Below are 19,969 nucleotides of genomic sequence, written 5' to 3'. Positions count from 1 at the left end.
CGCCCCTCGAAGCCCCCGACGACATGACCGGCCCGACACCGTTCCGACGCATCAAGGCCCCTCAACATGAAGACCAGACTGAGCGCCCCGGCGCTCCTCCTGTCCCTCGCCCTCGCGACCCTCACTGGATGCAGCATGACTGACACCGATGACTCCCACGGCATCCCGTCCGCGGGCACCAGCACCTCTGAGAAGGCCGCTGATGAGGCAAAGAAGGTCTCCAGCGAGATCTACGACCTGATCGGCATCAAGGGAAAGACGTCCAAGACCGGGGCGGGCGTCACGGAATGCGCGGGCAAGGACCGCGAGAAGTACTTCCAGATCTTTCACCCGTGGAGCTTCACTCCGGCATCGGCAGACCAGCTCGATGGCCTGATGGAGCGGCTCAAGAAGGAACTGCCCAAGCACGGGTGGAAGGTCGTGGATTACGGCCCGGACACCAGTAAGAACAAGAACATCAACCTCACGGCCGACAACGACGCGAAGAAGCACAGCGTCAAGATCGTCGAAATGGCCAAGACCGACCCACCGAGCCTCAGCCTGATGGTCGTCTCCGGCTGCTACCAGGTGCCGGACGGCGAAGAGATCCAGCGGTTCTGAGCCTGACAGCGGTCGAGCTGATCAGGTCGGGTTGCGGCCGGACTTTGATCAGCTCGGCTCGGTGTGCACGGGACACAGCTCAGGGTGGGCACCTCCCGTGCGTGCCCACCCTGAGCTGTGCTCTGCCGAGTTCTACTCGAAGTTGGCCCTCGCCCGCTTGTCGCCGGCCTGGTACGACGTACCGGCTTCGCGCACCTTGCGCGAGATCTCGCTCAGGGCATTGTGAATCGCCGTGGCGTCATTGTCCCAGCCCTTCTGAGCGGTGTCGTAGGCGCTCTTGGCCTCGCCCACCCAGAGCTCGGACACATTGGCGATCATCCGCTTGATGGCCGCAAGGTCCTCCTGGAGCTGCTTGCTCTGCCGGTCGATGGCGCCGGCTGCGAGGTCCAGGCTCGCGTAAGTGACAACCATCGTGCCGTCGTTGTTGCCCGACATGCGGTCCTCCCGTGTTATCTAGGTTTGGTATGAATGCCTCGTACGTGGAACGTGCGCGTCGAGGTCAGAAGTTGTTGAGGTTAGAGGTCCTGGCCTCTGCGCCGGCGTCACCCGAGTAACCGCCGACGACGTCGACGCCCTGGAGAGCCTGCCTGATCTCGTCCTCGGTGTTGCCCTTAATGGTGCGCGCCGCCTTGATGGCTTCCTGAAAGTTGAGCAGCCGATGGGCAATGCTGACCATCTTCTGGTTGACCTCTTCCTGCTTCTTGTTGAAGGCGCCGGCGCCGATGCCCTTCCAGTGGCCTTCCAGGCTGTCGATCGTCCCCTGGAGCGTCTTCAGCTGGCCCTTCACTGAGTCGAATCGCGTGGAGAGCTCACCCTCCAGCTTGAGGAGTGCGGCATCTGAGAGCTTCTGATCAGCCATGATCTCGGCTTCCTTCCTGGTGCTCTTGTTCGGCCCGGCATTGCTTGCCGGTGGGTACGGGTGAAGAACGTACGGTCAGTCAGACAATCAGGCGGTGCGGCGCTTACGGACGAGCGCGAAGGCTCCGCCGCCGAGCACGACGACCGCTGCCGCTCCGCCAATGATCAGGCCGAGCGGAGTTCCGTCATCCTTCTCCTTGCTGGAGCCTGCCACGACGGCGTCGTCAGCCGTTTCCTTCTTCTGAGGCTGTGACGAACCTGGTGCGGAGGCGGCTGGGGAGGCAGAGGAACCGGACGTCTTTTCCTTGGTGAGGGGGCTTATGTCCGGGGCGCCGGGGTTTCCCTTGCCCTTGAGGATGTTCATGGAAGGGCGGATCAGGCCATGCCCGAGGTACTTGCTGAGCGTGCCCTTTTCCCAGTCACGGCCTGCTGTGTCGAAGAGGACGTTGAGAACCTGGTTCGCGGTCCAGTCGGGGTGGGCAGACCACACCAAGGCCGCGGAGGCGGATGCGATGGCGGTTGCTTGACTGGTGCCATTTCCATCGCAATACCTCCGGAAGGTTTCATCGCACCAGTGCGGAACGTCACTGCCAGGAGCGGCGATGTCGGTAACCTGACCGTACTGAGAGAACTGGCCAACCTTGCCGTTGCGATCTGCTGCGGCCACGCCAACGACTTGCGGATATGCCGCCGGATACTCCTCTTTGTTTCCGCTCTGCGCCCCATTGCCGACCGACGCAAAGAACAGCTTCCCCTTGTCTTGTGCGTACTGGACAGCGTCTCGTTCTTTTTGCGTCGGAAACTCACTGCCAGCTGACATGCTGATGATCTTTGCATCACTGTCAGCCGCAGCTCGGATAGCGTCCTCGAAGTCATGCGCATTCACTGAATGCTGATTCTGAAACTCTGTATCGGTGATCCGCATCGGGATGATCTTCGCCCCCGGGGCAAGGCCTCGCAGGCCCCCACCCTTGCCCGTTCCGGCAATCAACTCAGCCATGGTTGTGCCATGTCCGCGATAGTCGTCGTACTCATCGCCGTCGGCCCCTGTGGCGTCAAACCCCTTCAGGACCTGGCCTTTGAGGGATGGCGTCGATGGGTTGACACCAGAGTCGATAACAGCAACCTTGATGCCTTCGCCCGTGGTGACCTTCCACATCTCCTCTGCCTGCATGGCGCCGAGGTACCACTGCTTCGATTGCACGTCCGCGGCCACCGCAGAGGGGGAAACCCCTCCAAATCCAGCACTCCAGGCAGCGACTACGGCCATCGTGCCAAGCAGACGCCCACGCACTCCGGCAGGCATGCGGCGCTTCCGGGTCTGGCTCATTCCTGCTGTCATCCTGACTTCCGAACCTTCCCTGTACCTACTCGATCACCGGAGGTGCGGCTCCACGCCGTCCGGCCTCCCACGTCTCTCTGTCTTCAGACAGGTAGTCCGGGCGCGGGGCGCCGCCGTCCTGATCCTCGTCGTCGGAGTCCTGCCGCCCTCCGGGACCACGTACAAGGCCCGCGCCTCCAGCCGTGAAGCCCCTCGAACCCGAGCCGGATCCGGCAGTACCGCGAGGCGTACCCACGATGCCCTTCGAGCTGGGAGTCCCGCGCCCGCCAGGTCGAGTCGCAGCGTTCGTTCCACCGGCTCCGATCACTCCGCGCTGTCCGGTGCCGATAGGCGTTCCGCGCGGAACGCCACGAGTCCCTCCAGACGAGTCTGTGCCCGGAACGGTGCGCTGCGGGGTCCCGCCTACGATGGCCCTGGCGCGCCTGGTAAGGGGGCCAGGCGACTTGGAGGTATTTGCCGGACTACCTGCCATGGGCCTGCCACCAGTCACAGGAGATCGGCCGGCAGCGGGTGGCTGGCTCCCGCCTCCACCAGGGCGTCCAGGCGTGCCTGAGCCCGGGCCACCGCCAATGGGAGCCGGACGTCCAACCGGAGATCCAGGGCGCCCAGTCATCGTAGGTCCACTGCTCGTGGGGCCACTCTTTCCGGGCTGCCCAATTGCTCTGGGAAGCCCGGTTGATGGCGCGTAACGCCGCGAGCCACCTGCCACAGGGTTCACAAACTCATTCGCCATAGGCGGATTCGGACCTGTACTCGGGCCCGTAGGATTTGCAGTCGGCGGCGCGGGGGACGTGTCGGGAAGGGTCACAGGGGCCGGTGGCGCCTTCACACTGTCGATCTCCGTCGAAGTGCTTGTGTCCGGCGCGGTTGCAGTGTCGAGTGACTCGATTGCAGCACGATTGCTAGTGACGCCTGGGGTGCCTGTATCAGCCGTGGCAGCGCGCCCTGAGTGGTTTGGTGGAGTGCTGTTGCCCATTGCCTCGGAGCCTGCGGCAGAGACGCCGGGTGCATCATCCACCCTGAGACCATGCGGCCGCGGCATCGCAATATCAAGCTTCTTCTCGAACCGTGGCGGTGCCTCCGCCGCCAGCGTCTCCTCCGACACCGCGTAGTACGAAGCCAGCCTGTTCGCCTGGTTGATGGCCTCCTGGCGGTCCTTCTCGACCTTCAGCGCCGCGGCGTACTCCGGGTTGCCCTCGACCCGCTTCGGGGCCTCGATCTTCTCGACGGGTTTTGGGTCCAGGCGGTTGTCGCGCGGCGGCAGGGACTTGCGCACCGAGGCGAGGCCGGTGCCCGCTACCGTGATCTGGATTCCGGCGGTCTCCGCGAAGTCGCCCAGCTTCCGGGCGTGGGCTACCAGGCCATTGCCCCAGTCACGGAAGGCGGTTCCGGACTCGCCCTCCCAATCAACGGCTTTGATGAAGTCGCCCAGCTCGTCCGCGGCCTTGATGATGGCTCTCTTTGCCTCCGTGAGCGCCTTACCCGCGTGTTCGAGATGCTCCGGATTGGAGTGCTCGATCAGGTCGATCATCGCGTTGAGGTCGAAGCCCTCGAACGAAGTCCGTCCCGAGTTGCCCGAACCTCCGAAAGGGAACAAGTCCATGACTTCCTGGACCTGCCGGTTGACGTCAGTGGCGATCAACTGGTTCTGGACGCGCTGCTGGTCCTGTGCCTGCTGTTCCTTGGCAGTCAGTTGCGGCTTCTTCGAATCACTCATTCTGCTGCCCACCCCGAGTCACTCTGGTTGTCGGCATTCTGGGGCGCAGGCCTGTCGGTCTTCTCCCCCTGCGCCTTCTCCTGTTCCTTGTCCAGGCGCGCCTGGATCTCGTAGAACCGGCGCCGCACGTCGTCGTCCACGTTGTCGAAGCCGACGGCTGCCGCGTGCACGCCCAGGCTCAAGTACTCGATCTGGTCGCCGAGCGACTTGGAGAGCGAGACGAGCGCCTCGTGGACGCGGTTGTACTGCGTGTACAGCCCGTCCGCCTCCGCGAAGCACGCGTTCTGGCCGCTCAGAGCAGCGCGTGACACCGTCTGCTCCGCGATCTTCGACTTGCCGGCCGCCGAACCCTCGAGCTCGGCGAGCAGCGTGTTGACACGCCCTCTGAACTTCTCCAGCGCGCCAACACCGCGCCGGAGGTCGCCTGGACCGGCCACGATCCTGCCCTCCCCGTTTCCCCGTTTGCTCGGACTGCCGCGCGTTGCTATCGCATCCGCGTGAACCTGTCCGACCTCATTGCACAAACCCTAGCCACTGCCTACGACAGGGCCAACCTTCTTATCCATCACGTAACTTCGGCAGAACGATTCCCGGTCGACCGGCCCGTGGATCTCCGTCGGGCATCGCGTACGGCCACGGCGACGCCCGCTATCGCGGCGACCAGCACCGCCCCGCCCACCACCACGTAGGTCGCCAGGCGTGCGTTGCGTTCGTCCGCCGTTTCGCCCAGGTGGAGTTGGGCCGGTGTCGGCGCTTCGCCCTTGCTCACGCCTTCGTGCGCCACCGGGTGCTCGATGGGCTTGTCGTCCTCCGTCAGGGCGCGCACCGGGTCGACGACGCCCCAGCCCACCAGGTGGTCGTGGCCCGCCACGGAGCGTTCCGCCGTCTGCTCGATCTGGGCGACGATCTGTTCCTGCGTCCAGTCCTGGTGCTTGGCCTTGATGAGGGCGGCGACTCCCGCGACGTACGGGGCCGAGAAGCTGGTGCCGTTGTCGGTGCAGTGTCCGCCGCCGGGGACCGTCGAGATCATGTCCACGCCGGGGGCGGCCACGCCGACGAAGTCGCCGGACTGGGAGAAGGCCGCCCGCTCATTGTTGCGGTCCGACGCAGCCACCGCCAGGACACCTGGGTACGAGGCCGGGTAGGTTTTCTTGACGTTGCCGCCGAGCCCGTCGTTGCCGGCGGAGGCCACGATCACGATCTCCTTGGCCAGGGCGGCGTCCACCGCCTGTTTCAGGACGCTCGCGGGCTCCACGGCGTTGGCCGTGTCCTGGGAGATGTTGATGACGTCCGCGTGGGCGACGTCGGCTGCGTAGGTGATCGCGTCGGCGAGCGTTTTGGCCGTTCCGTGGCCCTCGGCGTCGTTCTGCTGGAGCGGGATGATCGTCGCGTCCGGGGCCAGGCCGGTGAAGCCGGTGCCCTTCACTTCTCGTGCAGCGATGATTCCGGCGACCTTGGTGCCATGGCCGACCGTGTCGGTGGTGCCGTCCTCCTTGCCTCGCTCGATCTTGTTGCCGTTCTCGTCCTTGATGTCCTTGTCCAGGAAATTGCGGCCGCTCCTGGTGTCCACGGCCCCCTTGAGCTGGGGGTTCTTGATGTCCACGCCCGTGTCGATGACGGCCACGCGTACGCCCTTGCCGGTGGACTGCTTCCACAGCTCGTCCATCAGGACGCGCTGCAACGACCAGGGGCGGCCCGCGTACATCTTCGAGCCGAAGGTGCACTGGGTGGAGTCCTCCGCCGCCGCGGGCAGTACCGGCAGCGTGACGAAGAGGACGGCGGTGGCGGCTGCGACGGTCAGCGGACGCCGGTACGGAGAGGTGTGCGTCGTCATGTGGATACGCCCCTCAGGAACCCTGCGGCTGGCGGGCCGCGCCGGTCGACAGACGCGGTCCCGTGGGCAGGAACGAGGACCAGGCGGCCGGGACGGGAGCGGGCACGACGTCCTTGTATCCGAGCCGGTTCTGCGCCTGTTGCGCCTCCTGCTGCCGCTGCGCCCGCTCCTCCTTCGTGCCTGATTCACCGATGCCGGAGTCGTCCTGCTCGCCGTCGCCGTTGGACTGCATGGCGTAGCGCAGACCGGTGTCGGTGACCAGGAAGAGGGGGCCGGAGTCGGCGCTGGATCCCTTGAACTGCCGGAAGAGCTGGCCGGATCCGGGGGTGACGTAGGCGCTGCTGGAGCCGGTGGGCAGCGTTGCGGGGAAGCCGGTGCCCGCCCACGTGCTGAGCGTGGTGGCACCGTTCTTCGTGTCGACACCGCGCAGGACGTTGCACACGGTGTTGCGGCTGCCGGGCGCGGTGTTCGCGGAGTTGACGGGCTTCGGCTCGCTCTTGGGCCAGTCCATGTTCTGCCCGAACGCCTCGCCGGGCACGAACGCTGCCGCGCTGACGGACCTCTCCTTGCCGTCCTGGCCGAGCTTGACCAGGTCCCGGCTGCTGAGCAGGAGCTTCGCGACGAAGTCCGACACGGGGGCGACCCGGCCGGGCAGGACCACGTACTTCTGGGTCCTGGTGCCGGACGTCGCCGCAAGGATCATGCCCACCTGGTTCGCCTCGGGCGGCAGCTCCCCCTGGATGCCCGCGTCGGCGCCGGGCGTCCCTGGGAGGGTCGGGAAGTCGATCGCGTCCCCGGTGTGCAGGGTGGCCAGCCATGCGGCGGAGACCCGCTGGGGGGTGCGGCGCTCATCGAGCAGGGCGCGCAGCAACAGTTCGTCCTTCTTGACCTTGTACGCCTTGCCCGTGGCGTCCACGATGTAGCGGGTCCTGTCCGGTCCCGGACCCTCGACGTACATCAGCTCACCGCCGTGCAGCCGGTCCGCGCCCTCGGTCTTCTTCTGGTCTCGCTCCGCGAAGACGAACGCCGCCTTCTGGATGGCCCTGCCGCCCTCGCCGGGCTGCTCGCAGACGGCCCACCGCTTCTTCGAACCGGCTTCGTCCTTGTCCGGCAGCCGGTCGGGGGCGTACGGGATGCCGAGCGTGGCGCCATGCGGGATCTTGCCGTTGTCGAGGACCGATTCGTCGACGTTGATGACCGTGCCCTTGTCCGGGTCGAGCAGGAGCTTGGCGGAGGCCATGTTCAGCACCGGGTGGAGCTGCGTCTTTCCATCGGTCTTCAACACCACGTACCGGGTGGTGGATTTGCTGGCGATGATGACGTTCTCGTAGGGGGTGTCCCACTTCTGGGGTGCCACGGGTTTGAACATCCCCCAGGCTCCGAACGCCGCGATGATGACGACGCCGACGATCGTGCCGGGCACCACCGCGCGCAGGGGACGCGGCGCGCCCTCCTCCGAACCGCTCGGGTTGGGTTGCAGGAACTGTGCGATCAACCTCCGCTTCGCGAAGGTGTAGGCGTTGAGTTCGTCCCGCCGTGATGCCATCTGTCCGCTGCCCCTTTTCCCCAGTGAGCAACCAGGTTCCCATACGCACCGTGGGCCTCGAACGCCGACTGGGCTTCCAGCTATGCCTGTTGGTACTCGGCCCTCACTGCTCAGGTAGGGTGATCGCCCGGTCAACACCCGTGAAAAAACTGTACAAACGGATACAAGGGGGCAACGCGGCGATGGGTGCAGCGACGCGCGAACGCACGGGGCGGTCTACCCATCGAGCGTCCGGCCCTTCCCGACGGCAACGTGGCAACGAGCCTGCCGCAGCAGCACCCGCGGCGCCTGTGGGCGCACCCGCGGCGACGACTCTGCGGTCGATCTCGCGGACCGGCCGTCCCGCCACCGTGCTGCGGCAGATGGTGCTCGTCGAGGCGGCCCTGGCGGTCGCCGCGGTGGGCTTCGCACTCGGCGGCGCCTGGCTGGTGCCCGGGGTCTCGGTCGCCTGCCTGCTGGTACTGCTCGCGGTGGTACGTCGCCGGGGCCGGGCGGTACAGGACTGGCTGTCGACGGCTCTCGCGCTCCGCGACCGCCGGCGGACGGCCGTGGCGTCCGACGCGGATGCGGAGCCACAGCTGGCGCCGGTGGCGGAGAGCGTGCCGGGTTTCGCTCCGTACATCTACGTCGACCGGGACCGCCGCACAGTGGGCATGGTCGGGGACGGTACGTTCCTGACGGCTGTCGTACGGGTCGAGGCCAGCGGTGAATCGCTGCGCCAGGCGCGCGGTGCGCGGGCGCTCCCGTTGTCCCTGCTGGGCGATGCCCTGTCGGTGGACGACATCGTGCTGGAGTCCGCGCAGCTCGTGCAGCAGGTACGTCCCGCGCCGGCCCAGCACCTGCCGCAGCAGTCGGCGGCACGGCTGTCCTACGCCCCGCTCCAGGAGCAGATCGGGGCGCCCGCGCTGCGGATGACCTGGGTGGCCGTGAAGCTGGATCCGGAACTGTGCCGCGAGGCGGTCGAGGCGCGCGGGGGCGGCATCGGCGGGGCTCAGCGTTGTCTGGTCCGGGTCGCGGACCATGTGGCGAGCCGGATCACCGGGGCCGGGTTCCGGGCCGTGGTGCTGGACCAGGAGGAGCTGAACTCCGCCGTGGCCACATCCGCTTGTGCAAATCCCATGCTCTCGGCCCGCGCCGGACGCCCGGATGCCGCGGCGCAGCGGCGGACGACGGAGACGACGAGGGTCTGGCGGTGCGACGACCGTTGGCACACCGCCTATGCGGTGGACCGCTGGCCCGAGTTGGGCCGGGGGGCGACCCCTCTTCCCCGCCTCGTCTCGCTGCTGACCTCGGTTCCCGCGTATGCGACGACCTTCAGCCTGACGGTGCGACGCCGTTCGCGCCAGGGCGAGGTCTCGGTGTCCGGTCATGTGCGGATCACGGGCGGGTCCGATACGGAACTGGTCGGAGTACGAAGGACATTGGAGCAAGCCGCACGGCACGCCAAGGTCGGTCTGGTGCGGCTGGACCGCGAGCAGTTGCCGGGCGTGCTGGCGACGCTCCCGCTGGGAGGCGCACAGTGACGAATCGCACCGAGCCGAGGCGGGGACTGCGCGGTCCGCGCCACGCGGGGCACACGCTGGCCGCGGAGCACCTGGGCGCGCTGTCGTTGCCGGTCGGGGACGACGGCGTGATCATCGGCACCGATGCCGAGGGGCACCCGCAGATGATCGGGTTCCACCGCCCGGCACCGTATGACGTCCTGCTGATCGGCGGCCTGTGGACGGCGCAGGTGCTGGCGCTGCGTGCGGCGGCCACCGGGGCACGGGTGGCGGTGGAGACCGGGCGTACCCAGGCGTGGACGACCCTGGCGCAGGCTGCGGGTGCCGGTCTCGAATGCGTCTCCCTCCATGACGTGGGCCGGGTTCCGCCGACCGGAGCGACCGTGGGCAGCCCGGTGGTGGTGGTGCGGGACTGCGGGATGCGCCCGCCCCGTGGCCGGGTGGTGTCCTCACCTTGGCAGTCGGTGCTGACGCTGCTGCCCTATCTGAGCCCGGTGGCGCCCCGGTTGATGCGGTCGTCGACGCTCGTGGGTGTCCAGCGGGTCTCGCCCGCCGAGGCGGACCAGATCGGCCGGATCCTGGGGCTCGCCCGCGCCGAGAGCGAGGCCCTGCCCACCCTGGCGGACGGTGTCACGCTCTGGGTGGCGGGCGGCGAGCGCCACTGGGTCATGACGAGTGCGACGGACATAGAGACCGGGCTGCTCGGCACCGCTCGCCGGATGGACTGACCTGGGACCGACCGGGAACCGGACTGGCCGGAACTGGACTGGCCGGGAACCGACCGGGAACTGGACTGGCCGGAACTGGACTGACCTGGGACCGACCGGGGACCGGGCTGGACTGACCGGATGGGCTGAACTCTTCTGTTCGCGACCCTGGACCTGCCGCTTCCGGAAGGATGGCGGGGGAACGACACCGCTCGATCGAAGGGACGCCGACATGGGCACCCAGCAGGAAAAGGAAGAGCTCTACGCTCTCGACATCTCGGACGTGACGTGGCTGAGCGCACCGGGGACCGAGAACGTGGAGGAACGGGTCGAGATCGCGCATCTGCCGGGCGGTGCGGTCGCCATGCGCTCGTCGTTGGACCCGGAGACCGTGCTGCGGTACACGGAGGCCGAGTGGCGTGCCTTCGTACTGGGTGCACGGGACGGTGAGTTCGACCTCACGTAGGCACGGGCCGGGTGAGGGGGTGGCTGCCTCGTGAGGGCGCGGCCCCTCTTCACCTCGTCCGGATATGTCGCGAATCAACGGCTTCGATCTGTGCGCTCCGCCGTATTCGGTCTCCCGGGGCGAGTACGTGATGCACGGGACAGTTCTTGCGGTGCCGTACGCCCTGCCGGAGCGGGCCCCATGACGATTAGGGTGGGTCCGGGCGCGGCAGAGGAACCTGCGGGCAGGCAATGCGTGTCCCAGGGGGAGAGCCGGGCGGTCGGACAGACGGAAACGGTCGCCCCCACCCACCACGGCACAAGGGTGCTCGACCACACCAGGAGGCAAAGTGAACGGCGATCGGGACGAGATCCGCGGGGGCTGGAACAAGCCCGTCGACGAGTCGTCCGACGCGGAGCCCGCAGAGATGACGGGTGAGTTCACCATCGACTACACCCCGCCCGCCTGGTACACGCAGAACGCGCCGGGGGACTCGTCGGGGGGTGCCGGTACGCATCTGGCGCCGCCTCCGCCGCCGAGCGGAACGCCGCTGTCCGTGCCCGCGCCTGCTCCCGGGGGCGGTTTCGACTCCGACTGGACGCCGGCGCCGCCCGCGCCCATTCCCGCACCGCCCGCGCCCGCACCACCCGCGCCCATGCCGGCCGCACCCATGCCGGCGCCGGTTCCCGCCCAGTCCTCGGCGGATGACGCCGCGCCTGCTCCCGCGGGCGGGACAGGGGATTTTGGCGTTGTGTCGGACCCGTTCGGGAGCGGCGACGTGGAGAGCGGCTCGACGATGCGGTTCTCGCCGGCCTCGCTGAAGCGGCAGATCGCGGAGATCGAGGGGCGCTCGGCGGACGAGGCCGGGGGCGGGGACGGGGACGACGCCGGGAGCGACTCGGGGCCGGACTCGGACGCCCGTTCGGACACCGGCCCGGGCACCGCGCAGACCGGTGCCGGTGACAGCGGTACGGGTACGGATGAAGCGCCCGGTACCGGCTCCGCTTCTGCCCCCGCGCAGACTTCGGACGCGTCCGCCGAGGAGCCCGATGGTGCTGCCGCCCCGGCCCCCGGCGCGGACTCGGCCGATGCCCCGGCGGACGGGCCGCAGGGCTCCGCTGCCGCCCCTGCCCTCACCGACGCCGCCGTCGCTGACGCGGCCCCCCAGGACGTACCGCCCGCCGACGCGCCGCAGGGTGTCGTCGCGCCCGTCGCACCGAGCCCCTGGACGCCCGCGCCGCCACAGGGCGCCCTGCCGCCGCTGCCGCCCGCCTTCCAGCCCGCCGCGCCGCAGCCCACCGCGCCCCAGCCGGCCCAGCAGTGGCCGGCTCCGGGCCCGACCGGCCAGGCGCCCGGCGGCTACGGATTCCCGCAGGCCGGGGCGGCTCAGCAGCCGCAGGCGCCCCAACCGCCCCAGGGCGGTTACGGATTCCCGCAGCAGCCCGCTCCCCCGGCCCAGCAGACCCCGCCCCAGGGCGGTGGCTACGGATTCCCGCAGGCGTCACAGCAGCCGCAGGCACCGCACCAGCCCCAGCCCCAGCCGGCCCAGGGAACCCAGCCGCCCCAGGGAGCCCATGCGCCCCAGGGAGCCCAGCCGGCCCAGGGTGCCCAGTGGCCCGCGCAGCCGGGCACACCCCTGCCGCCGCAGGTCCCGCAGGGAAGCCAGGCCCCGCTGCCGCCGGCCCAGCCCGCGCCCCACCTGCCCGCGCAGATCACTCCTCAGCAGCAGGCCCAGCAGCAGGCCCAGCACCAGCAGCCTCAGCAGGCCCAGCAGGCCCAACAGGCCCAACACCCCCAGCAGGGACACCCGCAGCAGGGACAGCCCGTGGACCCCCGCACCGGGGGCGCCTGGCCGACCCCGGTCACCCATGACCAGCGCGAGCGTTCCGTGCCCGGCGCCCCGCTCGGGTACACGGCCGCCGTGGAGCTCTCCTCCGACCGGCTGGTCCGGGGCAAGCAGAAGGCGAAGAGCAGCCGCACTCCGTCCGGCGCATCCCGCTTCAAGCTGGGCGGCAAGAAGGAGGAGGCCGAGCGGCAGCGCAAGCTGGAGCTGATCCGTACGCCCGTGCTGTCCTGCTACCGGATCGCGGTCATCAGTCTCAAGGGCGGCGTCGGCAAGACCACGACGACCACCGCCCTCGGCTCGACCCTGGCCACCGAGCGGCAGGACAAGATCCTCGCCATCGACGCCAACCCGGACGCGGGCACGCTCGGCCGCCGGGTGCGCCGCGAGACCGGTGCCACCATCCGCGACCTGGTCCAGGCGATCCCGTACCTCAACTCGTACATGGACATCCGCCGGTTCACCTCGCAGGCGCCCTCCGGACTGGAGATCATCGCCAACGACGTGGACCCGGCGGTCTCCACGACGTTCAACGACGAGGACTACCGGCGCGCGATCGACGTGCTGGGCAAGCAGTACCCGATCATCCTCACCGACTCGGGCACCGGCCTGCTCTACAGCGCGATGCGCGGGGTGCTGGACCTCGCCGACCAGCTGATCATCATCTCGACGCCGTCGGTCGACGGTGCGTCCAGCGCGTCCACCACACTGGACTGGCTCTCCGCGCACGGGTACGCGGAGCTGGTGCAGCGCTCCATCACCGTCATCTCCGGGGTCCGCGAGACCGGCAAGATGATCAAGGTCGATGACATCGTGCAGCACTTCGAGACACGCTGCCGCGGCGTGGTCGTTGTACCGTTCGACGAGCACCTGTCGGCCGGTGCCGAGGTCGACCTCGACATGATGCGGCCCAAGACCCGCGAGGCGTACTTCAATCTCTCCGCGATGGTCGCCGAGGACTTCGCCCGCGCCCAGCAGCAGCAGGGGCTCTGGACCTCGAACGGCTCCACCCCGCCGCCGCAGTACGCCCCGCCGATGCCCGGCCAGCAGCAGTACGCCCCGCAGCAGCAGCAGCCGCAGGGGTACCCGCAGCAGCCACAGCCGCAGGGGTACCCGCAGCAACAGCAGCCGTACGGCGGTCAGCAGCCCCCGCAGCCGTATCCGCCGCAGCCCGGCCTCCCGGGACCGCAGCAGAACGGATGGCAGCAGGGGCAGCCCGGCCAGCCGGTTCCGCCGGAGCTGCAGGGTCCGGTACCGCCCGCCGGATGGCCGCAGCAGCCGCCGCCAGCGCCTCAGCAGTAAGGCATCAGAGGTCTAAACCAATGAGGGCCCGCACCGTCTCCACGGTGTGGGCCCTCATTGCATTCCCGCAGACCACACGCGGTTTCGATGACCGTTGACGCAGCTCGACCCCCGCTGATAAACCTTCGCTTCACCAGCTGGCGAACCACAGATCAACCCGCCTTCTCCGTGCGAGTCATGACGCGAGGTCCCTGACCATGGTCGAAAGAGTTCCACCACGCTCCGCCCAGCCACGCTCACGTCTGCGTGTTCTCCTGGCCTCCGGTGCCGCCGCACTGGCGCTGGCCGCCGGATCCATCGTCCCGGGTGTGCCGCTCGGTGCCGCGCCGCAGCAGGCGCAGGCCGCCGACAGCGGAAAGTCGACACTGACCGTCGCCGTCGCACAGAGCGTCGACTCGCTGAGCCCGTTCCTCGCTCAGCGGCTCATGAGCACCAGCATCTCCCGGCTCATGTACGACTTCCTCACCAACTACGACCCCAAGGACAACCACGCGATCCCCGGCCTCGCCACCAAGTGGGAGCCGTCCGCGGACAAGTTGACCTGGACGTACACCATCCGGTCCGACTCCAAGTGGTCGGACGGGCAGCAGGCCACCGCCGAGGACGCGGCCTGGACGTTCAACAAGATGATGACCGACGAGGCCGCCGCGCAGGCCAACGGCAACTTCGTCGCGAACTTCAAGAAGGTGACGGCTCCCAGCCCCACGCAGCTGGTCATCGAGCTCAAGGAGCCGCAGGCCACCATGGCGGCACTCGATGTGCCGATAGTGCCGAAGCACGTCTGGGAGAAGGTCGGTGACTTCTCCAAGTTCAACAACGACAAGACGTTCCCGATCGTCGGCAACGGCCCGTTCGTCGTCACCGACTACAAGGTCGACCAGTATGTGAAGCTCAAGGCCAACAAGGACTTCTGGCGCGGCAAGCCGAAGTTCGACGAGCTGATCTTCAAGACGTACAAGGACCAGGACGCCGCGGTCGCCGCGCTCCGCAAGGGCGAGGTCTCCTTCGTCGCCGGCTCCCCCGCGCTGACGCCCGCTCAGGCCGCGTCCCTCAAGGGCGAGAAGAACATCAAGGTCAACGAGGGTCCGGGCCGCCGCTTCTTCGCGCTGGCCACCAACCCGGGCGCGCAGACCAAGGACGGCAAGAAGTTCGGCAACGGCAACAAGGCCCTTCTCGACCAGAAGGTGCGCCAGGCCCTCTTCCTGTCCATCGACCGCAAGACCGTCATCGACAAGGTCTTCCAGGGCCACGCGGTCGAGGGCCAGGGCTACATCCCGCCGCGCTTCTCCGCGTACCACTGGCAGCCGACCGCCGAGCAGAGCCTGGCGTACGACCCGGCCAAGGCGGCCAAGCTGCTCGACGAGGCGGGCTACAAGCTCAAGGGCGACCAGCGGGTCGGCAAGGACGGCAAGCCGCTCGACCTGCGCATCCTCTGCCATGCGACGGACCCGAACGACAAGGCGATCGGCAAGTACCTCAAGGAGTGGTGGGGCAAGCTCGGCATCGGCCTGAAGGTCGACTGCCTCGACGACGTCTCGGTGCCCTGGTACGCCGGTGAGTACGACCTCGCCTTCGACGGCTGGTCCGTCAACCCGGACCCCGACTTCGTCCTCGGCATCCACACCTGTGCCGCGCTGCCGATCAAGGCGAAGGACAGCGCCGCCACCGACAACTTCATCTGCGACAAGCAGTACGACGAGCTCTACAAGAAGCAGCTCGCCGAGTACGACCCGGCCAAGCGGACCGGCATCGTCAACGAGATGCAGTCGTGGCTGTACGACTCCGGGTACATGAGCGTCATCGCGTACCCCAACGCGGTCGAGGCGTACCGCACCGACCAGATCAAGTCGATCACGACCATGCCCGAGGCGGCCGGCAACATCTACGGCCAGGACGGTTACTGGAGCTGGTGGTCGGCGGCTCCCGCATCCGGCGGCAGTTCGGACAGCTCCGGCGGGTCGGGCTCCACCGGCGTCGTCATCGGCATCATCGTGGTGGTCGTGGTGCTCGCCGGTGGTGGGCTGTTCATCGCGAAGCGCCGCCGCAACACGGCTGACGACCGCGAGTAGTCACCCGGACGGGTCGAGAGGGACCGGCCGGTGAACATTCACATCGTCGGCCGGCCCCTCCACGTGCAGCACGAGTAACGAGAGTTCCCCATGACAGCTGACAGCACTCCGGCGCTCGTGCAGATCGCGGACGCGGACACCGACGGCCCGGCTCCGGCCGGCCCGTCGGCCGCCCGCGGTCCACGGGCGCGCAACACCAAGGCCTATCTCCAATACGTGGCGGCCAAGATCGCGGGAGCAGCGGTGTCGCTGTTCGCGGTCCTGGTCACCAGCTTCTTCCTCTTCCGGCTCATTCCCAGCGACCCGGTGAAGCAGATGACGGGTGGCCGGCCCGTGTCCGCGGAACAACTCCAGTCGCTGCGGCGACAGTTCGGCCTCGACCAGCCGATGTGGCAGCAGTTCACGAGCTACGTCGGCGACGCCCTCACGGGCGACTTCGGCACCTCGTTCCAGTTCCACGCGCCGGTGATCGACAAGATCACCGAGGCGCTCCCGGCGACCCTGCTCCTGACCGGCACGTCGTACGTCCTGTACACCGCGCTCGGCGTCTGGCTCGGCACCCGTACCGCCTGGCGCAACGGCTCCATGAGCGACCGGTTCAACACCGCGTTCGCGCTGACGCTCTACTCGGTGCCGTCGTTCTGGCTGGGCCTGCTGCTGATCATCGTCTTCTCGGTGGGCATCGGCCCGATCCCGGGGATGTTCCCGACGGGCGGTCTGGAGTCGGGCAATGAGACCGGCTTCGCCTACGTCCTGGACGTGGCGCACCACCTGGTCCTGCCGGTGGTCACACTGGTCGCCGTCGGATACGCGCAGACGCTCCTGGTGATGCGCTCCTCGCTGCTCGACGAGATGGGCAGCGACTATCTGACGACCGCCCGCGCGAAGGGGCTGCGGGACGACGTCGTGCGCCGCAAGCACGCCGTGCCGAACGCGATGCTGCCGACCTTCACCCTGATGTTCGTGAACCTCGGGCATGTGGTCGCCGGACAGATCCTGGTCGAGACGGTGTTCTCCTGGCCGGGCCTCGGCGGCCTCTTCTACCAGGCGCTCAGCGTGCCCGATCTCCCGCTCGTGCAAGGGCTGTTCTTCGTCTTCGCCACCGCGGTGATCCTGGCGAACACCCTTGCCGATGTGCTCTATCCGCTGCTCGATCCCCGGGTGGGCCGATGACGACCGAATCCATGCCCACGCCCACGCCCACGAAGGCGGAGCCCGCGCAGAATCCGCGTGCGCTGGCCCGCGCGCGCAAGCGCCGGTCCGCCGCCCGTTTCTGGCGGGAGTACCGCGGCCACCGGAGCGGACTGTGGGGTCTGGGCGCGCTCGTCCTGATCGCGCTCGTCGCCGTGTTCGCGCCGCAGCTCGTCGGGGCCGACTCGCAGAGCGTCACCGGCGCCCCCGGTGGCGCGCTGGAGTCGCCGAGCGGTGAATTCCCCCTCGGCACCGACCAGTTCGGGCGCAGCGTGCTGGCGCTGCTGGTGTGGGGCACCAGGGTCTCGCTGACGGTCGGCCTGCTCGCGGCGTTCCTGTGCGTCGCCATCGGTACGGTCGTGGGCATCGTCGCGGGCCACTTCCACGGCTGGTACTCGACGGTCCTGATGCGGATCACCGACTGGTTCCTGGTGATGCCGACCCTGGTCCTCGCGATCGCGCTCGCCACGGTGATGGACCGCTCGATGTGGACGGTCATCATCGCGATCGGGGTCACGACCTGGCCGACCACGGCCCGGCTGGTCCGGGCCCAGACGCTCGCGGTGGAGTCCCGCCCGTACATCGAGCGCGCCCGCGCGCTGGGCGGCGGCCACGGGCACATCATGGTCCGGCACGTGCTGCCGAACGTGATGCCGCTGGTGCTGGCGCAGACCACGCTGGTGATCTCCAGCGCGATCCTCACCGAGGCCACCCTGGCCTTCCTCGGTCTCAGCGACCCGACCACCACCTCCTGGGGCGGCATGCTCCAGGACGCCCGCGAGGCGGGCGCGGTCAGCGCGGGCGACTGGTGGTACCTGGCACCGCCCGGCATCGCCATCGCCCTGGTGGCCCTGGCGTTCACGCTGTGCGGCCGCGCCATCGAGTCCGTCCTCAATCCCAAGCTGGGGGTGGCCCGTTGAGCACGACGAGCATCCAGAAGACACCGCTTCTCGACGTACAGGACCTCACGGTGACGTACGCCGGCGGGGCACAGGCCGTCCGCGGTGTGAACCTCTCCGTCGACGCCGGGCAGAAGCTCGGCATCGCCGGTGAGTCGGGCTGCGGCAAGTCGACGCTGGCGCTCGCGCTGCTGCGGCTGCTGCCCGCCGGTACGGAGGTGTCCGGCCGGATCCTGCTGAACGGCGAGGACGTCCTCGCCATGAAGTGGGGCCAGGTCCGGGCGGTGCGCTGGGCGGGGGCGTCGATCGTCTTCCAGGGCGCGATGCACTCGCTCAACGCGGTGCACCGCATCGGGGACCAGATCGCAGAACCGATCCTGCTGCACAAGAAGGCGACCCAGGCCGCGGCAGCGAGGCGGGCGGGCGAGCTGCTGGAGCAGGTGGGGCTGCCCGCCGCCCGTGCCTCCGCCTATCCGCACGAGCTCTCCGGCGGTCAGCGCCAGCGCGTGATGATCGCCATGGCGCTCGCCTGCGACCCGGGGCTGATCATCGCGGACGAGCCGACCACGGCCCTCGATGTGATGATCCAGGCCCAGATCCTGCGGCTGATCGAGCAGCTGGTGTCCGAGCAGGACCTCGGCCTGATCATGATCAGCCATGACCTCGCGGTGCTCTCGGACACCTGCGACCGGCTCGCGGTGATGTACGCGGGCCGGGTCGTCGAGGAGGGCCCGGCGTCCGAGGTCTACGAGAACGCGCACCACCCGTACGGCAAGGCCCTGTCCGGCGCGTTCCCGCGCATCGGCGACCCGGCCTCCCGGTTCGCGCCCCGCGGGCTGCCCGGCGATCCGCCGGACCCCTCGGCGTTGCCCGGCGGCTGCACCTTCCACCCGCGCTGCCCGGCGGCCCTGGAGTCCTGCGCGACCGAGGACCAGGAGCTGCGGGACGCGGGGCCACAGCGGCGGGCCGCCTGTGTGCTGGTGAAGCCGGCGGCGGCCGCGGCCCAGGCCCTGCCGGGCGCCGAGGAAGCAAGGAGCACACCATGACACCCATCACTCCCCTGCTCAGCGCTCAGGGGCTGCACGTCACCTTCCCCGGCCGGCGCGGGGCCGCCCCGGCGCGTGCCGTGGACAGCGTCGATCTGGACATCCGGCCCGGCGAGATCGTCGCGCTGGTCGGCGAGTCGGGCTGCGGCAAGACGACGCTGGCCCGTTCGCTGCTGGGCCTGGTCCCGCCGACGTCCGGGCAGGTCACCTTCGCCGGCAAGCCGCTCGACTACGCGAGCCGGGCGCTGAAGACGTACCGCAAGCGGGTCCAGCTGGTGCTCCAGGACCCCAGCGGTTCGCTCAATCCGAGGCACACGGTGTACGACGCCGTCGCCGAGGGGCTGCGGATCCACGGGTACGCCGGGGACGAGCGGGAGGCGGTGGCCGGGGCGCTGTCCCGGGCCGGACTGCGTCCGCCGGAACGATTCTTCCTGCGGTATCCGCACGAGCTGTCCGGCGGTCAGCGCCAGCGGGTCGTGATCGCGGGCGCGCTGGTGCTGGAGCCGGAACTGATCGTGGCCGACGAGCCGGTGGCCTCGCTGGACGCCTCGGTGCGCGGCGAGATCCTGGCGCTGCTGCTGCGGCTGCGGGACGAGCTGGGCCTGTCCGCTCTGGTGGTCACGCACGACCTCGGGCTGGCGTGGAACATCGCGGACCGGGTCGCGGTGATGTACCTGGGGCGGATCGTGGAGACGGGCAAGGTGGAGGAGATCCTGACGGCTCCTCAGCATCCTTACACCCAGGCGCTGTTGTCGGTGCTGCCGGAGTCCGGGGCGGAGCCGGTGATCCTGACCGGTGAGGCGCCGGACCCGTCCAGGGTGCCGTCCGGCTGCCGGTTCCACGCCCGCTGCCAGGTGCTGGCCTCGGGCGAGGCCGAACGGGCGGGAGTCGCGGACGCCTGCCGTACGAAGGACCTGCCGGTGCTCGCGGGCGGCGAGGAGACCCAGGTGGCGTGCCACTGGGCTGCCGCGGCCGCGAAGGCACGGGCGTAGGGTCTTTCGTCTGGATCAGGGCACGACGCGGGGCCGGGACCGTCGAGGAGACGACGGTCCCGGCCCCGCGTGGTCC

16 protein-coding genes are annotated in these 19,969 nt (G+C 69.0%); 10 read left to right on the top strand and 6 right to left on the bottom strand.

The window, feature by feature from the left end; genetic code table 11:
• Positions 1–135: 135 nt before the first annotated feature.
• Positions 136–600, top strand: coding sequence for a hypothetical protein (locus ACFYY7_RS39800; RefSeq protein WP_388669553.1), 465 nt, complete (start codon positions 136–138; stop codon positions 598–600).
• Between the two features lie 132 nt (positions 601–732).
• Here the strand turns inward: ACFYY7_RS39800 and ACFYY7_RS39795 are convergent, their stop codons facing one another.
• The 6 genes from ACFYY7_RS39795 to eccB all read right to left on the bottom strand — a co-directional run bounded on the left by ACFYY7_RS39795 (position 733) and on the right by eccB (position 7,897).
• Positions 733–1,035, bottom strand: coding sequence for a WXG100 family type VII secretion target (locus ACFYY7_RS39795; RefSeq protein ID WP_388669550.1), 303 nt, complete (start codon positions 1,033–1,035; stop codon positions 733–735).
• A gap of 64 nt (positions 1,036–1,099) precedes the next feature.
• Positions 1,100–1,459 (bottom strand): WXG100 family type VII secretion target, encoded by a 360-nt coding sequence (locus ACFYY7_RS39790; protein WP_388669547.1) that lies wholly within the window; start codon positions 1,457–1,459, stop codon positions 1,100–1,102.
• 87 nt (positions 1,460–1,546) lie between these two features.
• A complete protein-coding gene (locus tag ACFYY7_RS39785) occupies positions 1,547–2,800 on the bottom strand; it encodes a S8 family serine peptidase (protein WP_388669544.1) in 1,254 nt (417 codons plus the stop codon).
• Positions 2,801–4,513: 1,713 nt separating this feature from the next.
• Complete coding sequence (locus tag ACFYY7_RS39780) at positions 4,514–4,957, bottom strand: hypothetical protein (RefSeq protein WP_388669588.1); 444 nt, start codon at positions 4,955–4,957, stop codon at positions 4,514–4,516.
• 125 nt (positions 4,958–5,082) lie between these two features.
• Positions 5,083–6,351: a type VII secretion-associated serine protease mycosin gene (gene mycP / locus ACFYY7_RS39775; protein WP_388669541.1), complete on the bottom strand. Its 1,269-nt coding sequence runs from the start codon at positions 6,349–6,351 to the stop codon at positions 5,083–5,085.
• Positions 6,352–6,364: 13 nt separating this feature from the next.
• Positions 6,365–7,897 (bottom strand): type VII secretion protein EccB, encoded by a 1,533-nt coding sequence (gene eccB, locus ACFYY7_RS39770; RefSeq protein ID WP_388669538.1) that lies wholly within the window; start codon positions 7,895–7,897, stop codon positions 6,365–6,367.
• 182 nt (positions 7,898–8,079) lie between these two features.
• Between eccB and eccE the strand changes: the two genes are divergently transcribed.
• The 9 genes from eccE (at position 8,080) to ACFYY7_RS39725 (ending at position 19,893) form a co-directional block, all read left to right on the top strand.
• Positions 8,080–9,420, top strand: coding sequence for a type VII secretion protein EccE (eccE, locus tag ACFYY7_RS39765; protein WP_388669535.1), 1,341 nt, complete (start codon positions 8,080–8,082; stop codon positions 9,418–9,420).
• Entirely contained in the window at positions 9,417–10,127 is a 711-nt protein-coding gene (locus ACFYY7_RS39760; protein ID WP_266729369.1) for a hypothetical protein, read from the top strand. The genes eccE and ACFYY7_RS39760 overlap by 4 nt, the downstream gene beginning before the upstream one ends.
• A gap of 211 nt (positions 10,128–10,338) precedes the next feature.
• Positions 10,339–10,572 carry a DUF397 domain-containing protein gene (locus tag ACFYY7_RS39755; protein ID WP_266729370.1) on the top strand — a complete coding sequence of 78 codons (234 nt, stop codon included), beginning with the start codon at positions 10,339–10,341 and terminating at the stop codon, positions 10,570–10,572.
• A gap of 328 nt (positions 10,573–10,900) precedes the next feature.
• On the top strand, positions 10,901–13,696 hold the full coding sequence (locus ACFYY7_RS39750) for an SCO5717 family growth-regulating ATPase (RefSeq protein WP_388669531.1): 2,796 nt from the start codon (positions 10,901–10,903) through the stop codon (positions 13,694–13,696).
• Positions 13,697–13,893: 197 nt separating this feature from the next.
• Positions 13,894–15,765: an ABC transporter substrate-binding protein gene (locus ACFYY7_RS39745; RefSeq protein WP_388669528.1), complete on the top strand. Its 1,872-nt coding sequence runs from the start codon at positions 13,894–13,896 to the stop codon at positions 15,763–15,765.
• A 90-nt stretch (positions 15,766–15,855) separates the two neighbouring features.
• Positions 15,856–16,938: an ABC transporter permease gene (locus tag ACFYY7_RS39740; protein WP_388669525.1), complete on the top strand. Its 1,083-nt coding sequence runs from the start codon at positions 15,856–15,858 to the stop codon at positions 16,936–16,938.
• A complete protein-coding gene (locus ACFYY7_RS39735; protein ID WP_388669522.1) occupies positions 16,935–17,876 on the top strand; it encodes an ABC transporter permease in 942 nt (313 codons plus the stop codon). The genes ACFYY7_RS39740 and ACFYY7_RS39735 overlap by 4 nt, the downstream gene beginning before the upstream one ends.
• Positions 17,873–18,901: an ABC transporter ATP-binding protein gene (locus ACFYY7_RS39730; RefSeq protein WP_388669519.1), complete on the top strand. Its 1,029-nt coding sequence runs from the start codon at positions 17,873–17,875 to the stop codon at positions 18,899–18,901. Before ACFYY7_RS39735 ends, ACFYY7_RS39730 begins: the two co-directional genes overlap by 4 nt.
• On the top strand, positions 18,898–19,893 hold the full coding sequence (locus ACFYY7_RS39725) for an ABC transporter ATP-binding protein (RefSeq protein ID WP_388669516.1): 996 nt from the start codon (positions 18,898–18,900) through the stop codon (positions 19,891–19,893). The genes ACFYY7_RS39730 and ACFYY7_RS39725 overlap by 4 nt, the downstream gene beginning before the upstream one ends.
• Positions 19,894–19,969: the final 76 nt, after the last annotated feature.

The sequence above is a fragment of the Streptomyces sp. NPDC001933 genome (assembly GCF_042890955.1).
Lineage (GTDB): Bacteria > Actinomycetota > Actinomycetes > Streptomycetales > Streptomycetaceae > Streptomyces.
Note: the sequence above shows the minus strand (reverse complement) of the source record. Positions and strands in the feature narration are given on the sequence as shown.

What these genes read in the sequence shown, in the direction of transcription:
- ACFYY7_RS39800 (WP_388669553.1), top strand. Translation starts at nt 136, where the DNA reads ATGACTGACACCGATGACTCCCACGGCATCCCGTCCGCGGGCACCAGC.
- ACFYY7_RS39795 (WP_388669550.1), bottom strand. Translation starts at nt 1,035, where the DNA reads ATGTCGGGCAACAACGACGGCACGATGGTTGTCACTTACGCGAGCCTG.
- ACFYY7_RS39790 (WP_388669547.1), bottom strand. Translation starts at nt 1,459, where the DNA reads ATGGCTGATCAGAAGCTCTCAGATGCCGCACTCCTCAAGCTGGAGGGT.
- ACFYY7_RS39785 (WP_388669544.1), bottom strand. Translation starts at nt 2,800, where the DNA reads ATGACAGCAGGAATGAGCCAGACCCGGAAGCGCCGCATGCCTGCCGGA.
- mycP (WP_388669541.1), bottom strand. Translation starts at nt 6,351, where the DNA reads ATGACGACGCACACCTCTCCGTACCGGCGTCCGCTGACCGTCGCAGCC.
- eccB (WP_388669538.1), bottom strand. Translation starts at nt 7,897, where the DNA reads ATGGCATCACGGCGGGACGAACTCAACGCCTACACCTTCGCGAAGCGG.
- eccE (WP_388669535.1), top strand. Translation starts at nt 8,080, where the DNA reads ATGGGTGCAGCGACGCGCGAACGCACGGGGCGGTCTACCCATCGAGCG.
- ACFYY7_RS39755 (WP_266729370.1), top strand. Translation starts at nt 10,339, where the DNA reads ATGGGCACCCAGCAGGAAAAGGAAGAGCTCTACGCTCTCGACATCTCG.
- ACFYY7_RS39745 (WP_388669528.1), top strand. Translation starts at nt 13,894, where the DNA reads ATGGTCGAAAGAGTTCCACCACGCTCCGCCCAGCCACGCTCACGTCTG.
- ACFYY7_RS39740 (WP_388669525.1), top strand. Translation starts at nt 15,856, where the DNA reads ATGACAGCTGACAGCACTCCGGCGCTCGTGCAGATCGCGGACGCGGAC.
- ACFYY7_RS39735 (WP_388669522.1), top strand. Translation starts at nt 16,935, where the DNA reads ATGACGACCGAATCCATGCCCACGCCCACGCCCACGAAGGCGGAGCCC.
- ACFYY7_RS39725 (WP_388669516.1), top strand. Translation starts at nt 18,898, where the DNA reads ATGACACCCATCACTCCCCTGCTCAGCGCTCAGGGGCTGCACGTCACC.